This is a genomic window from Acidiphilium sp. PM, assembly GCF_000219295.1.
In the GTDB taxonomy this organism is placed as follows: domain Bacteria; phylum Pseudomonadota; class Alphaproteobacteria; order Acetobacterales; family Acetobacteraceae; genus Acidiphilium; species Acidiphilium multivorum.
In genome coordinates this window covers 1-14,178 of sequence record NZ_AFPR01000157.1, presented here as the reverse complement: position 1 = coordinate 14,178, position 14,178 = coordinate 1, and the positions used below count along the sequence as shown (strand labels likewise).

At 70.0% G+C, this 14,178-nt stretch carries 17 protein-coding genes; 3 read left to right on the top strand and 14 right to left on the bottom strand.

Annotated features, from left to right (window positions below; translation table 11 throughout):
- Positions 1-630 (bottom strand): magnesium chelatase domain-containing protein (locus APM_RS07645; RefSeq protein WP_007422786.1); only part of this gene is annotated, 630 nt, incomplete at its 3' end.
- A complete protein-coding gene (gene radC, locus APM_RS07640) occupies positions 627-1,367 on the bottom strand; it encodes a DNA repair protein RadC (RefSeq protein WP_138919177.1) in 741 nt (246 codons plus the stop codon). The genes radC and APM_RS07645, both read right to left, overlap by 4 nt.
- 246 nt (positions 1,368-1,613) lie before the next feature.
- On the opposite strand from radC, the gene APM_RS07635 reads away from it, so the two are divergent.
- A complete protein-coding gene (locus tag APM_RS07635; RefSeq protein ID WP_007422784.1) occupies positions 1,614-1,964 on the top strand; it encodes a RidA family protein in 351 nt (116 codons plus the stop codon).
- 366 nt (positions 1,965-2,330) lie between these two features.
- Here APM_RS07635 and APM_RS22570 read toward each other — a convergent pair whose 3' ends face one another.
- Positions 2,331-2,654 (bottom strand): hypothetical protein, encoded by a 324-nt coding sequence (locus tag APM_RS22570; RefSeq protein ID WP_231844432.1) that lies wholly within the window; start codon positions 2,652-2,654, stop codon positions 2,331-2,333.
- Here APM_RS22570 and APM_RS22565 point away from each other — a divergent pair.
- Complete coding sequence (locus APM_RS22565; RefSeq protein WP_231844433.1) at positions 2,628-3,185, top strand: CHAP domain-containing protein; 558 nt, start codon at positions 2,628-2,630, stop codon at positions 3,183-3,185. The genes APM_RS22570 and APM_RS22565 overlap by 27 nt on opposite strands.
- A gap of 12 nt (positions 3,186-3,197) precedes the next feature.
- Here the strand turns inward: APM_RS22565 and rsmA are convergent, their stop codons facing one another.
- The 10 genes from rsmA to rpmE all read right to left on the bottom strand — a co-directional run bounded on the left by rsmA (position 3,198) and on the right by rpmE (position 13,157).
- Positions 3,198-4,016: a 16S rRNA (adenine(1518)-N(6)/adenine(1519)-N(6))-dimethyltransferase RsmA gene (gene rsmA, locus APM_RS07625; RefSeq protein ID WP_007422782.1), complete on the bottom strand. Its 819-nt coding sequence runs from the start codon at positions 4,014-4,016 to the stop codon at positions 3,198-3,200.
- On the bottom strand, positions 4,013-5,296 hold the full coding sequence (locus tag APM_RS07620) for a peptidylprolyl isomerase (RefSeq protein WP_007422781.1): 1,284 nt from the start codon (positions 5,294-5,296) through the stop codon (positions 4,013-4,015). The genes rsmA and APM_RS07620 overlap by 4 nt, the downstream gene beginning before the upstream one ends.
- Complete coding sequence (locus APM_RS07615; protein WP_007422780.1) at positions 5,293-7,533, bottom strand: LPS-assembly protein LptD; 2,241 nt, start codon at positions 7,531-7,533, stop codon at positions 5,293-5,295. The genes APM_RS07620 and APM_RS07615 overlap by 4 nt, the downstream gene beginning before the upstream one ends.
- Positions 7,534-7,536: 3 nt before the next feature.
- Positions 7,537-8,667 (bottom strand): LPS export ABC transporter permease LptG, encoded by a 1,131-nt coding sequence (gene lptG, locus APM_RS07610; protein ID WP_007422779.1) that lies wholly within the window; start codon positions 8,665-8,667, stop codon positions 7,537-7,539.
- Positions 8,664-9,788, bottom strand: a complete 1,125-nt coding sequence (gene lptF, locus APM_RS07605) for an LPS export ABC transporter permease LptF (RefSeq protein WP_007422778.1) — start codon at positions 9,786-9,788, stop codon at positions 8,664-8,666. Before lptF ends, lptG begins: the two co-directional genes overlap by 4 nt.
- 37 nt (positions 9,789-9,825) lie before the next feature.
- The gene (locus tag APM_RS07600) at positions 9,826-10,551 is read right to left on the bottom strand and encodes a pyridoxine 5'-phosphate synthase (RefSeq protein ID WP_007422777.1); all 726 of its coding nucleotides are present in this window, start codon (positions 10,549-10,551) and stop codon (positions 9,826-9,828) included.
- A complete protein-coding gene (gene pdxA / locus APM_RS07595; RefSeq protein ID WP_007422776.1) occupies positions 10,548-11,525 on the bottom strand; it encodes a 4-hydroxythreonine-4-phosphate dehydrogenase PdxA in 978 nt (325 codons plus the stop codon). The genes APM_RS07600 and pdxA overlap by 4 nt, the downstream gene beginning before the upstream one ends.
- A 4-nt stretch (positions 11,526-11,529) precedes the next feature.
- Positions 11,530-12,159, bottom strand: a complete 630-nt coding sequence (locus APM_RS07590; protein ID WP_007422775.1) for a flavin reductase family protein — start codon at positions 12,157-12,159, stop codon at positions 11,530-11,532.
- Between the two features lie 106 nt (positions 12,160-12,265).
- Positions 12,266-12,727, bottom strand: a complete 462-nt coding sequence (locus tag APM_RS07585; protein WP_007422774.1) for an Hsp20 family protein — start codon at positions 12,725-12,727, stop codon at positions 12,266-12,268.
- A 202-nt stretch (positions 12,728-12,929) separates the two neighbouring features.
- The gene (gene rpmE, locus APM_RS07580) at positions 12,930-13,157 is read right to left on the bottom strand and encodes a 50S ribosomal protein L31 (protein ID WP_007422773.1); all 228 of its coding nucleotides are present in this window, start codon (positions 13,155-13,157) and stop codon (positions 12,930-12,932) included.
- A 110-nt stretch (positions 13,158-13,267) separates the two neighbouring features.
- Here rpmE and APM_RS07575 point away from each other — a divergent pair, with 110 nt between their 5' ends.
- A complete protein-coding gene (locus tag APM_RS07575) occupies positions 13,268-13,903 on the top strand; it encodes a bifunctional 2-polyprenyl-6-hydroxyphenol methylase/3-demethylubiquinol 3-O-methyltransferase UbiG (RefSeq protein WP_007422772.1) in 636 nt (211 codons plus the stop codon).
- Here the strand turns inward: APM_RS07575 and APM_RS07570 are convergent.
- On the bottom strand, positions 13,887-14,178 hold a 292-nt coding region (locus APM_RS07570; protein WP_007422771.1), incomplete at its 5' end, for a DNA-3-methyladenine glycosylase. The genes APM_RS07575 and APM_RS07570 overlap by 17 nt on opposite strands.

The following is a 14,178-nucleotide window of genomic DNA, read 5'->3' as shown; positions in this document are numbered from 1 at the left end:
CTGCCCCGCCGCGGCGATCTCGAGGGCGCGCCGCGCCCCGTCCATCCCCCGCACATCGGCGAGGTCCGGCTGGCGCGAAGGTGCCTGGAACCGCCCGCGCGGCGGCGGCTCCAGCAGCGCCTCGCCGCGGAAATGGTTGATCAGCGCGAGCAGGTCGGCCGGCGCCAGCACGCCGATCTCGCCGGCCCAGCCCGCTTCCGGCCCCTGCGCCGCGGGGCAGATCAGGCCGAGATCGCGCGCCCCCGCGGCAATCGCCGCCGGCAACACCCCGGCCACCGGCGCCAGCCGCCCGTCGAGCGACAGCTCGCCGATCGCCGCGAACCGCGCCATCTCCTCCGCCGGCAGCACGTCCATCGCGGTCAGCACGCCGAGCGCGATCGGCAGGTCGAAATGGCTGCCCTCCTTCTGCAGGTCCGCCGGGGCCAGGTTCACGAGGATGCGCTTCGCCGGCAGCGCGAGGCCCATCGCGGTCAGCGCCGCGCGCACCCGCTCCCGCGATTCCGCCACCGCCTTGTCGGCCAGCCCGACGACGAGAAACACCGGCAGCCCGGCGGCGATCTGCACCTGCACCTCGACCGGCTGCGCCTCGATCCCGGCGAAGGCGAAGCTCTGGATGCGGGTGATGCTCACGCCGCCGCCCCGGAGAGGAATCCCTCGCGGCGGAAGCTCAGCCACCCCGCCTTGCCGATGATGACATGGTCATGCAGCGTGATGTCGAGCAGGGCGACGGCGCGCTGCACCTCCCGCGTCATCTCGACGTCGTCGCGCGAGGGGGAGGGGTCGCCGCTCGGGTGGTTGTGAACGAGGATGAGCGCCGTCGCCCGTGTCTCGATCGCCCGCCGCACCACCTCGCGCACATAGACCTGGGTATGGTTCACCGTCCCGCGCGAGGCCACCTCGTCGGCGAGCAGCCGGTTGCGGTTGTCGAGATAGATCACGCGGAACTGCTCCACCGGCTCGCGCGCCATCGCGATGGTGAGGTAATCGATCAGCCGCTCCCAGTTGTTCAGCACCGGCGCGTCCGCCAGCTCCGCGCGGGCGAGGCGGATGGCCGAGGCCTGGACCAGCTTGATCGCCGCCACGCTGTGCTGCCCGAGCCCCGGTGTCGCGAACAGCGCGTCCGGCTCGGCGGCGAGCACGGCGGCATAGGAGCCGAACCGGTTGATCAGCGCCTTGGCGAGCGGCTTGGTGTCGCCCTTCTTGAAGGCGAGGAAGAGCAGCATTTCCAGCAGCTCGTAATCGGCCAGCGCCTCGGCGCCGCGGCCGAGCAGCTTCTCGCGCATCCGGCCGCGATGGCCCTGCGGCCCGGTGCTGGAGAAGGGCGCATCGGCCGCCGGCGCGTGGTCGAACCCGCCGCGCTCCGCCATCCCGCGCCGCCCCGGAAGCGGGGCCGCTTCCGGGAATGGCTCGCCGCCGTGCCGGCGCATCGCGCGGAATAGTTTTTCAAGCAAAAGGAGAAAAACTCCATCTCAGATACTCGCCAAGGTTGAATACTACCGATCCAACCGCCGGCTTGTCCAGCGTCATCGCCGTGGCTTGCGCCCCACGCGGCCGCGCAGATAGAACAGCGCACGGCCGCCGCCGGCTGCCGCCATTCCGTCCCGGAGACCCTCATGAGCCGCATCATCCGCACCGAAGCGAACGAAATCCTCTCGAAAGCCGTCGAATATCATGGCTTCGTCTACACCCAGGGCGTGGTCGCGGCGGACCCGGCCGGCGACATCACCGCCCAGACCCGTGATGTTCTCGCCCAGATCGACGCGCTGCTCGAACAGCATGGGACCGACAACACGCGCCTTCTGCAGGCGCAGATCTGGCTGAAATCGATCGACGACCGCGGCGCGATGAACGCCGTCTGGTCGGCCTGGCTGCCGGAAGGCGGCGCGCCGGTCCGCGCCTGCGTCGAGGCGAAGCTCGCCGATCCGCGCTACCTGGTCGAGATCATGGTCGTCGCCTGCCGCTGACCCCGGCCGCGTAAACATTTTCCGCCATTCGCGCCGGATGAAATCTCGATCTTCATCCGGCGTTAGGAAGTTCGTCGTAACGTCCGCCCCATGTCGCCGCGAAACATTAAATTTTCCTCGCGCGTGACATTTTTGCCCAGTCCGAGGGTTGCGTTCACCGCAGTCCCCCCGTAACAGGAATGCAAGCCATTCGTGGCTTGAAACAAAGACCCGAGTCGGCAAAAAGCTCGGTCCGGTTACTGCGCTGACTGAGCAAAATCCGGCATTGGCTTGATTGGATTGTGGTTTTTTTGTGTCCGGAAGGGGCGCGCGGAACAAGAAGGCGAACGGGGCATGTGGGCAGGCGTTACGCGATTGAAGGAAACATCACGGTTTTGCGGCGGCGTTTTCGTTGCCTTCCTTCTCGCGCATGTCGGCCATGCAAAGACGGAACATACCGCTCCCGCGCGCGTCGTCCACCGAGTGAAATCGCCCGTGCGCCACGTCGTCTACCACCACGAACCGGTGCGCCACGCCCCCATCCACCATGTCGTCTACCGGCATGAGCCGGTCCACCGCGCCCCCGTCCGCCATGTCGTCGATCATCACGTCGTCGCGCGCCACATCGTCGAGCACCGCGCCCCGGTGCGCCATGTGGTCTACCGTCACGTCGAGCATCCGCGCGTGGAACATCACGTCGTCGTCCGCCACGTCGTCGAGCGCCGCCCGGCCGTCCGGCGTTATCGCTATCCGCGCCATCTCGTCCGCCGCACCAGCTATCTCTGGTGCGTGCCCTATGCGCGCGAAGTCTCGCATATCGACATCAAGGGCGATGCCTTCCTCTGGTGGGCCGAGGCGGCCGGCCGCTACGCCCGCGGCTATCGCCCCGAGGATGGCGCCGTGCTCAACTTCCGCCCGACCGGCCGCATGCCGCTCGGCCATGTCGCCGTCGTTGCCAAGGTGATCAACAGCCGCGAAATCCTGGTCGACCAGGCCAACTGGATCCCCGATACCGTGAGCCGCAACGTCCCGGTCATCGACGTATCGCCGAACAACAACTGGTCCGAGGTCAAGGTCGCGCTCGGCAACGGCTCGTTCGGCACGGTCTATCCGACCTACGGCTTCATCTACAACCAGGCGCCGTCCAATGTCGTGTACGCCAGCAATGGCGGGACCGAGGTGGCCGAGGCGCCGGTGGTCCACAAGATCCGCCTGACCGCGCCGAACCGTACCCTGCGCTGAGCCGTCCCGGCGTCAGTCCGGCAGCAGCCGGGCGAGCGAGAGAAATTCCGCGGGCGTGAGCGTCTCCGCCCGGCGCGATGGATCGATCCCCGCCGCTTCCGCCAGCGTCGCGCCGCCCAGCGCCTTCAGCGACCCCCGCAGCATCTTCCGCCGCTGCCCGAACGCCGCCGCCGTCACCCGCCCCACCTTGGCGAGCAGCGCCGGCTGGAGCTGGTCCTCGTGCGGCACCAGCCTGACCACGGCCGAGTCCACCTTGGGCGGTGGTGAAAACGCGCCGGGCGGCAGCGTCAGCACGATCGCGCCGCGCACGGTGAGCGCCGCGAGCACCGCCAGCCGTCCATAGGCCGGGCTGCCAGGGGCCGCGACGATCCGCTCCGCCACCTCACGCTGGAACATCAGCGTCATCGAGCGGAAGCTCGCCGCCTGGTGCAGCCAGCGCAGCAGCATCGCGGTGCCGGCATTGTAGGGCAGGTTGGCGACGATCGCGCGCGGCGCCGGCACCAGCGCCGCAAGGTCGAGATCGAGCGCATCGCCCTCCACTACGCGCAGCCGCCCCGGGTCCGCCGCCGCGAGTTCAGCAACCGCGCCGACCGCCCGCGGATCGAGTTCGATGGCGGTCACCCCCGCCGCGTCGCTCGCCAGCAGCGCGCGCGTCAGCCCGCCCGGCCCCGGCCCCACCTCAATAACGTTGACACCGTCCAGCGGCCCGGCCAGCCGCGCGATCCGCGCGAGCAGGTCGGGGTCGAGCAGGAAATGCTGCCCCAGCGCGCGCTTCGCCGACAGCCCGTGCCGCGCGATCACCTCGCGCAGCGGCGGCGCTCCCTGTGTCACGGGGTGGCGAAAATCCGGATCTCGGCGTCGCGGTGCAGCGTGTCCATCAGCCGCTGCGCCTCCAGCGACACCCGGCGGTTGATCAGCATCTCCTCGATCGCCTTCTTCCCCGGCAGGCCGATCTTGCTGGTCTCCCGCTTGCAGACCATGACGATGGCGATGCCGCTGCTCGATACCAGCGGCTCGCTCGGCTGGCCGAGCGGCAGCGAGGACAGCAGCTTGCGGAACGCCGCCGGCCGCACGGTGGTCAGGTCGACCGGCCCCGGATTGGACTTCTGCACGCTGCCCGCCGCCGCGTTCGCGGCCTCCACCTCGGCGCAGGAATGCAGCGTGCCGCGTAGCGCGTTGGCATGCTGCAGCACGCCAAGCTGCTGCGCATCCGGCTGGCCGCCGGCGAAGGGCTTCGTGAAGGGCAGGAACACCTGGCGGATCGACAGCGTCGTCCGCTGCCCGACGCCGAACTGGCGGATGCCGAGCTGGTTGACGATCTCGAAACCGCCCGCCACCCGCACCGGGTCGCTGATCGCCCCGACCGGCATCTTCTCGACGATGCGGCGCACTGCGGGGTCGAGCAGGTCGGGCTGCACCCATCCGCGGTCGCCGCCGGTCAGCGCGCTCTGGCTCTGGCTGAACTGGGCCGCCACCACCGGGAAGGGCGCGCCCGCGCGCAGCTGCCTGATCACCACATCCGCGAAACGCCGGGCATTCGCCACATCCGCCGGATTTTCGACGGGGATGAAGATTTCGGCGATGTGGTACTGCGTCTTGCCGATCTCCTTCTTCATCGCCGCCTCCTCGGCGGCGATGTCGGCCGCGGTCGGGCGCAGGTCGGGGCCGAGCTTCTTGCGCAGCACGTCGGTCCAGCCGATCTGGGTGCGGAACTGGCTCACCAGCGTCGAGAGCGGAATGCCGGCGGCGGCGAGCTTCTTCTGCAGCGAGCCGGGCGGCAGGTGATTGGCCTCGTTCACCCGCTTCAGCGCGGCGGCGATCTTCGCCTCCGGCACCACCACCTTGTTCCGCTCGATGGCCTGCAGCTGCAGCGCCTGGTCGATCAGCTCGCGGGTGATCTGCGGTTTCAGCCGCTGCAGCGTCGCCGATGTGGTCGGCAGCCCGGCGGAGAGCGCGAACAGCCGCGTGCGCGCCGCGACATCGGCATTGGTGATCACCGTGCCGTTCACCACGGCGGCGATGCTGGCCGTCTGCGCGCGCGCCGGCGCGCCGGGTGCGAGCAGGCCCGCGGCAAGGCCGATCAGGGCCGCGTAAGAGACGAACGATTTCATAGGGCGCTGAATCCGATGTTCCCGAGTGTCTTGAGCGTGACGGTGATCAGCAGCGTCGTCGTGCCGTGATCGTAATTGTAGGAGGTGAAGTTGCGGTAGAAGTCGATGTTCACCGCGGTGCATTCGTTCTGCCATACCGCCCCGATGGAGGCGTTGTCGAACTGCCCGGTGGCGAGGTTGCGCTGCACCCCCGCCGTGAGCGACCAGTGCGGCACCAGCGTGGTCGACACGCCGAGCGTCACCTCGCGCTGGGCCTGGAAATATTGCGGCGGCGGCGGGCCGGGCTGGGTGAACAGGTAATAGGAGTTGGTGGTGCTGTAGAAATACCCGGCCGAGACGTTGAAGCTCTTCGGCCCGAAGGTCGCGTAGCTGTCGATCATCTGGGTCGACAGGTCCCGGTGCGACAGCCGCGTGCGATAGGTCAGGCTGAACCAGGGCGCCGGCGCGACGGTCGCCCGGCCCACCACGTCCGATTCATGCCCGCCCAGCCCGCTGTCCGGCGGGTAGAGCTTCGAGGTCTCGAAGGAATAGGACTGGCCGACCAGCCCGCTCGCATAGGCGCCGCCCGGCAGGTACCACGCGCCCTGCAGCGCATAGTCCACCCGCGCGCCGCCGGCGAAGCGGTCGATGCCGCCGAAGCGTTGCAGGCTGAACAGGTTCGCGTCGGAGAACTGGAAGTCGAGACTGTCCTCGTTCGGAATCGTGCGGGTCTGCCCGAGCCCGTAGACCGGCGCCGCCACGAGCTGCACCCGCGGCTCGATCACCTGCGTGCCCCAGCGTCCGGCGTCGCGCTCCAGCGGCCAGGCGAAGGACACCGCGCCGATCGGGATGGCCCGCGCCGTCTGCGAGGTGGTGATCGGCGAATAGTTCGGCTGCTGGTTGAGCTTGTCGGCCGAATATCCGGCGGTGATCAGCCGCAGCCGCGCATCCACCAGCAGCCCGTCCGGCCCCTGCCGCGGCAGGTCGTAATTCGCGATCACCGCGACCCGCCGCGTCTGCGTGCCGGACTGGCGGAAGATGTTGAACGCGTTCGCCGTCAGCGAGAACCGCCCGCCCCAGGAATCCGCCGCGCCGGCATAGCTGTAGCGGGCATAGGGCAACACGATCGGCAGCCGGTTCTGGCTGATCGAGGCGACCAGGCCCTGATAGGTCTCCGCCTCGATCTTCGCATAGGAGCCGCGCCCGAACCCTTCGAGCCAGGCGTTCGAGGCGAGAAACGCCTCGTTCGGCAGGTAGCGGAAATCGTTCAGATACTGCGCGGTCGAGGTGTGGTTGTAGCTGAACCCGGCGCGCCAGTTGCGATTGAGGTCGAACGTGCCCGAGGAAAAGATCGAATCCGAAATCCCGCCCTTGTCGGCATAGCGGTCGCGCCCGCCCGAGACGTTGATGTTCAGCTTGCCGTCATTGAACGCCTGGCGGTATTTCAGGTCGAGCACCGGTCCCGCCTTGGTCGCGATGATCGGGACGATCGTCAGGTCCTGGCTCTTGCTGATGTCCCAGAAATACGGAATCGCGACGAAGCTGCCGATATGGGTCGAGCCGCCGAAGCCGGGAATCAGCAGGCCGCTCTGCCGCTTCACCGAGGGATCGGGCTGCGAGAGATAGGGCAGCCAGAACACCGGCACGCCGTAGATCTCGAGCTGCGCGTCGTGATACTCGATCACCCGGTGCTGCAGGTCCTCCACCGCCTGGCGCGCGCGGATCTGCCACAGCGGCGCCGCCTTCGGGTTGCTCTTGCAGAGATTGCAGGTGGAATAGATCGGCTTCGAGAGCTCCTCGATCACCCCGCCATAGCGCCGCGCGCCGTTCGCCACCATCCGCCCGTTCTCGGCGAGAATCGTGGCCACGTCGTGCAGCACGGCGTTCTTCATCCCCTGCGAGAGGGTGGCGTGCCGCGCGAAGACCACCGCGCCGTCCGGCTCGATCATCACGACATGCCCGCTGGCCACCGCCGTGTCGTTGCGCCGGTCGATGACGATGCGGTCCGCCTGCAGCAGATGGCCGTTCTGCCAGGCCTCGACATGGCCGCTCGCGGTGACCACGCCGGTGCCGTGGTCATACGAGACGCGGTCGGCCAGGAAGGTGACCGGCGCGGATTTCGAGACCGGCGTTTCCGGGCCGGCGATCAGCGCGCCCATCTGCGCGCGCGCCACCGGGGCCGCCAGCATCGCGCCGGCGATCCCGATCCCGATCCGTCGGCGGAGCCGCGCATGGCGGCGTTGCTGGGCGTCGTTCATGCTTCAGCCATCCTCCAGATGAAGCAACAAGGCAAGCGCCAGCATCAGCCCGGCCGCGGCCGGCGCCCAGGCCGCGAGCCCCACCGGCAGCGCGCCCGACTTGCCGAGCTGTGCCGCCACCTCGGAAAGCATGAACAGCAGGAACCCGCAGCCGACGCCAGCCCCGATCATCTGGATCGCCCCGCCCCGGCGCGACGGCCGCATCGAGAATCCCGCCGCCACCAGCACCATCGTCGCGCAGAGCAGCGGCAGGGCGAGCAGGCTCTGGAACGCCAGCTCGTGCTGGGTCGCCGAAAAGCCCGAGCGCCGCAGCAGCCGGATGAAGCCCGGCAGCGCCCAGAACGACAGCGCGCTGGGGCTCGCGAAACTCTCCTGCACGCGGCCCACCGTCAGCGTCGTCGGAATCCGCAGCGCGCTCACCGCCCGCGGCTCTCCGTCCGGCGTCAGGATGCGCGCGCTCTCCAGCCGCCAGCCGCCCGGCTCCAGCTGGCCCCGCGCGGCCTCGATGCGTTCCTGCAGCGTGGTCTGCGCGGTCAGCCGCAACACGGTAATATGCCCCGTCGTCAGCACCTTGCCGTGCAGGTGAACCGCGTCGGCGTGCAGGATCGCGATGCCGCCCTTGCCCCCCGCATCGTCCGCCTGGCGCAGCCAGAGCTGCCCGCCCTGCAGCGAGAGCGGCCCCGAATCCACGCCGAGATAGGTCGAATACAGCACCTCCGCCCGGGCGAACATGATCGCCGAGATCGGGCTGCCCGCCGTGGTGGCGAGCGCGCCGATCAGCGCGGCCCCCGCCACCGGCACGGCGAGGAACTGCCAGACCGAGGTGCCGGTCGCCCGCGCCACCACGAGTTCCGAGCTCCGGGTCAGCCGCCAGAACGCGAAGATCCCGCCGAGCAGCACGGCGAAGGGCAGGATCTGCATGCCGAGCCAGGGCACCCGCAGCACCTCCAGCGCCAGCATCCGCCAGAACGTCGCCTGCGGCTTGTCGGCCGACTGGCGCAGCAGGTCGAGGAAGTCGAACAGCGCGCCGATCGCGGTCAGCCCGGCCTGCATCGCCACCACGGCGCCGAGGAAGCGCCGGCCGATATAGAGCGAAAGGGTCAGCGGCGGCCGCCAGGCCCGCAGGCGGATCATGCCGGCACCGTCCGCGCCCGCCGCCGCCGCCCGCGCAGCAGCAGCGCGAGCCCGACCAGCGCCGGCCCCAGCGTCACCGCGAAGATCAGCGGGATCAGCCCGTTCTGCCGGGCCGCCAGGTTCTCGGTGCCGAGTTCCAGCGCCACCAGCCCCATCACGATGAACACCGCCGCCACCAGCGCCGCCGCCCCGCCCTGCCGGCGGAACGGGCTGCGCAGCACGCTGAGCAGCGCGATCACCGCATAGGACAGCACGGCGAAGGGCGAGGCGATCCGGCGCCACGCCTCCTCGCGCCAGCGCCGCTGCACCGGCGGGGGAACATGCGCGGCGCCGGCGTGGAACAGCTGCGTCATCGTCGCCTCCGAGGTCTTCGGCGCGAGCTTCCGCGTCACCCCGGTCGGCTTGGCGAGGCTGATGAGATTGCGCCGGAAACTCAGGATATTGAGGCGCCCGGTCTTCGGATCCACCTGCTCGCGCGAGCCGTCGAGCAGCAGCACCTCGGGTCCGTCCGGCCCGTCGATCAGCCGCCCGCTCCGCGCGAGGATCGTCGCCGGCTCGCCCTTCTGCCGCGCGTCCTGGATGACGATGCCGTGCAGCACCTGGTCGTGGTCCCGCCGCTGCACGTAAACGGTGATATGCCCGGGAATCGGCGTGAACACCCCGGGTTCGAGCAGGAAGGCGGCGACCTGGTTGCGGATGATCGACTCGAAATGGGTGAACCGCGCCAGGGTCGAGGGCACCAGCCACACGTTCAGCCCCCAGCAGGCCAGCATCGTCAGCATCGCCAGCGCCAGCGCCGGCCGCGCGATCGCGGCGTCCGACATGCCGCTCGCCCGCATCACCGTCAGCTCCCGGTCGGCGGCGAGCCGCGCATAGACGAACAGGATCACGATGAAGCAGGTGATCGGCAGGATCACCGCGACGAAGCTCGGCACCAGCAGCCCGGTCAGGTGCAGGAACACCACCGGCGACAGCCCGTGCTGGATGATCAGCTGGATGAAGCGCAGCGACTGCGTCAGCCACACCAGCGCGACGAGCCCGAGCGTGGAAACCGCCAGCCCGATGAGGAGCTGGCGGAACACGTAGCGGTCCAGCCGGGTCGGGGTCAGCAAGGAAAGCATCGCCGGTCTTTTGGCGGCGCGCCGGGTCAATGGCAAGTTAACGCTGCGTACGCCGTCGCGCCGCGTCCATGATCGCGCGCATCCGGCGGATCGCCTCGGCCAGGCCGACGAACACCGCCTCGCCGACGATGAAGTGGCCGATATTCAGCTCCCGCACCTCCGGCAGCGCCGCGATCGGGCCGACATTGTCATAGTTCAGCCCGTGCCCGGCATGCACTTCCAGCCCGAGCGCCGCCGCCCGCGCCGCCGCGGCGCGCAGCCGGTCGAGCTCGCCCGCCCGCCCCTCGGCATAGGCGCCGGTATGCAGCTCGACCACCGGCGCGCCCAACCGTGCCGCGGCTTCCAGCTGCACCGGATCGGGATCGACGAAGAGCGAGACGCGGATTCCCGCCGCCCGCAGCGCCGCGATGCGCGGGGCCAGCGACTCGGCGTTTCCGGCGGCGTCCAGCCCGCCCTCGGTCGTCACCTCCTGCCGCCGCTCCGGCACCAGGCAGCTCGCATGCGGCTTCAGCCCGCAGGCGATGCCGACCATCTCGTCGGTCGCCGCCATCTCCATGTTGAGCGGCACCGAAAGCGCCCGCGCGGCGTGGATATCGGCGTCGCGGATATGCCGCCGGTCCTCGCGCAGATGCAGCGTGATCCCGTCCGCCCCCGCCTCGATGGCGATCCGCGCGGCGCGGATCGGGTCGGGGGTCGCGATGCCGCGGGCGTTCCGCAGCGTCGCCACATGGTCGAGATTGACGCCGAGCCGCAGGGCGCTCATCGCCGCCCCGCCATCTCGCCGGCCAGCCGCAGCGCCGCGACCAGGCTTTCCGCCCGCGCTTTCCCCGTCCCCGCGATGTCGAAGGCGGTGCCGTGGTCGGGCGAGGTGCGGATGATGGGCAGGCCGAGGGTGACGTTCACGCCGTTCTCCATGTCGATCGTCTTGAGCGGGATCAGGGCCTGGTCATGATACATGCAAAGCGCCGCGTCGTAACCCGCCCGCGCCGCCGGGGTGAACATCGTGTCCGGCGGCAGCGGCCCGAACGCGTCGATGCCCGCCTGCCGCAATGCCGCGATCGCCGGCGCGATGATGGTCAGCTCCTCGTCGCCCATCGCCCCCGCCTCGCCGGCATGCGGGTTGAGCCCCGCCACCGCGATGCGCGGCGCCGCCACCCCGAAATCCCGCGTCAGCGCCGCCGCCAGCCTCCGCCCGGCGGCGACGATGGCGCCGGTCTCCAGCGTCTCGATCGCCCGCCGCAGCGACACATGCACCGTCACCGGCACCACCCGCAGGCCGGGGCAGGCCAGCATCATCACCGGAGCTGCCACGCCGGTCAGCGCGCCGAGGAACTCGGTATGGCCGGGATGCGGAAATCCCGCCTGATACAGAACCGACTTGGCGATCGGGCAGGTCACCACCGCCGCCGCCTCGCCGGCCAGCGCCAGCCGCGTCGCGGTCTCGATCGCCCCGGTCACCGCGGCGGCGTTGCGCGGGTCGGGCCGCCCCGGAATCGCCGGCGCCGCGAGCTTCACGTCCAGCACCGGCAGCGCCGTGCCGAACCGGGAAGCGGCCTCGCCGATCCGCCCGATTCGCGCCACCGGCACGCCGAATCCCGCCGCCCAGTCCGCATCGCCGATGAGCGCGAACGGAAGCAGCCGCTCCCGCGCGTCGCGCCAGGCGGCGGCGGCGATCTCCCCGCCGATCCCGGCCGGGTCGCCCATGGTCAGCGCGATCGGGGCGTCGGTCATCGCCATCCGGTCAGTCGCGCGGCCAGTTCCCGACCGGAATCCGCGGCATGTCGAACCGTTCCGTGGTCCGCGCGTACCAGCCGCCGCCATGCATCCGGCCGATCAGGTCGAGCTTCGGCGTGTCGATATGGCAGCGCTCCGGGTTCAGCACGGCGTCGTCGCGCACATGCATCGCCTGCACCTGGCCGATCACCAGCGCGCGGTCCGGCCCGAACTCGATCATCGAATGCAGCGTGCACTCCATCGCCACCGGGCTCTCGGCGATGCGCGGCGGGCGGATCTTCTCCGAGGGCAGGGTGGTCAGCCGCGCCTCGGCCAGCTCGTCCACCTCCGGGCCGAACTCGATCGCGGTCACGTTCATCGCCTCGGCGTTCTCGTGCGCGACGAGATTGACCACGAATTCCCCGGTCAGGCGGATGTTCTCGCCGGTATCCTTGGGGTCGCCCGGCCGCCGCGCGCCGATGCCGAGGCACAGGATCGGCGGCCCGGCGCCGAAGACGTTGAAGAACGAGAACGGCGCGGCGTTCAGCCGGCCCTCGGGATTCAGCGTCACCACCCAGGCGATCGGCCGCGGCACCACGGTCGAGGCCAGCAGCTTGTACTGGTCCTCCGGTTTCAGTTTGGTGAGGTCGAACAGCATGGCTTGATCATCGCCGCTTCCGCCGCCCCTGTCCATGCGCGCCGCCGGGGGCGCCCATGAAAAACCCCGCGCCCTGCGGCGCGGGGTGTCGGGGATGGCGGCGAGGTCAGGCGGCCGCCTTGTCCTGTTCGATCACGGGCGTGGCCGCCGGCGCGCCGGTGCCGATGGCGATCTTCCGGGGCTTCAGCGCCTCGGGAATCACGCGTTTCAGCGCCACGTGCAGCAGCCCGTTCTCCAGCGCCGCGCCATCGACCACCATGTGGTCGGCCAGCACGAAGCGCCGTTCGAACGCGCGCGAGGCGATGCCGCGATAGAGCACCTCGCCCTTGCTCGCCCCCTCGGCGATCCGGCCGGTGATGATGAGCGTGTTGTCCTTCACCGTCATGTCGAGGTCCTCGGCGCGGAATCCGGCCACCGCCATGGTCAGGCGGTAGTCCTCGGGGCCGAGTTTCTCGATGTTGTAGGGGGGATAGGCGGTGGCGTTGCCGTCCGGCACGCTGTCAAGCAGCTGCTGCAGCCGGTCGAAGCCGATGGCGGTGCGGAAAAGCGGGGAAAAATCGAGCGTCATGAGTAACCTCCTCGGTCAAGCAAGGTCCAGTGAACCGGGCTGTCCGACGGACCAGCCCGCAGTGCCGGAAGAACCCCGAAGGCATCCTTCCTGTCCGAGGATAAAGGTATTCGCCGCCGCCGCTTCAAGACCCGCGCGCATGCGAAAACGCGCCCGGCCGAAGGCGGCGGGGCGCGTTGCAGGTCTGCCGCGGCGGGGACGCTTACTTCTTGCGGGCGCCGATCCCGGCGAAGCGCTTGTTGAACTTCGCCACCTGGCCTCCGGTGTCGAGCACGCGCTGCTGTCCGGTCCAGGCCGGGTGCGACTTCGGGTCGATATCGAGCCGCAGCGTGTCGCCGGGCTTGCCGTAGCACGAGCGGGTCTTGTACTCGGTGCCATCGGTCATGATGATGTTGATCTCGTGATAATCCGGATGGATATCGGCTTTCATCGCAACTCTCCTGATCCTGGCCGATGCCGACCGGCCGCGTGACGGGCCCGCTTAGCGGTTTGCGCCGTCCGTGGCAAGCACCGTCCACACCACGCAAGGGAAACCACCGCATGAGCGAACCGACCCCCGAGCAGAAATGGGAAGCCCGCTACGCCGCCGCGGGCGGCTACATCTTCGGCACCGCGCCGAACGCCTTCCTCGCCGCCAATGCCGGGCTGATCGCGCCGGGCGCGAAGGTGCTCTCGGTCGCCGACGGCGAGGGCCGCAACAGCGTCTTCCTCGCCGGCAACGGCGCCGATGTCCATGCCGTCGAGGTCTCGCCCACCGCGCTCTCCCGCGCCCGCAAGCTCGCCGCCGAACGCGGCGTCGCCATCGCCTTCGAACAGGCCGACCTGCTGCGCTGGTCCTGGCCCGAGCACGCCTACGACGCGGTGGTGGCGATCTTCGTGCAGTTCGTCCCCCCGGCCGAGCGTCCGGCGTTTTTCGGCCGGCTCGTCCGCGCCCTGCGCCCCGGCGGCCTGCTGCTGCTCGAGGGCTACCGGCCCGAACAGGTCGCCAACCGCACCGGCGGCCCGTCCGACCCCGCGCATTGCTACACCGAGGCGATGCTCCGCGAGGCCTTCGCCGGCCTCGAGATCGAGCGGCTCGACAGCTACGACGCGGTGCTCGACGAAGGCCCCGGCCATTCCGGCCCCTCCGCGCTGATCGACCTCGTGGCGCGGGTGAAGGTCAGGCCTGGTACTTGATCGTCTTCGCCCGGTCGGCGGCCCGCCAGAGATACCAGGCCGCCGTGCTGCGATACGGCGCATAGGCCTCGCCGATCGCGGCGAAGGCGCGCGGCTTCGGCTGCGCCTCCAGCCCGTGGATCAGCCGGTAGCCCTCGCGCACGCCGAAATCGTCCACCGGAAACACGTCCGGCCGGCCGAGCGTGAAGATCAGCAGCATCTCCACCGTCCAGCGGCCGATCCCGCGCAGGGTGCAGAGCCGCTCGATCAGCGCCGCATCGCTCATCCGCGCCGCG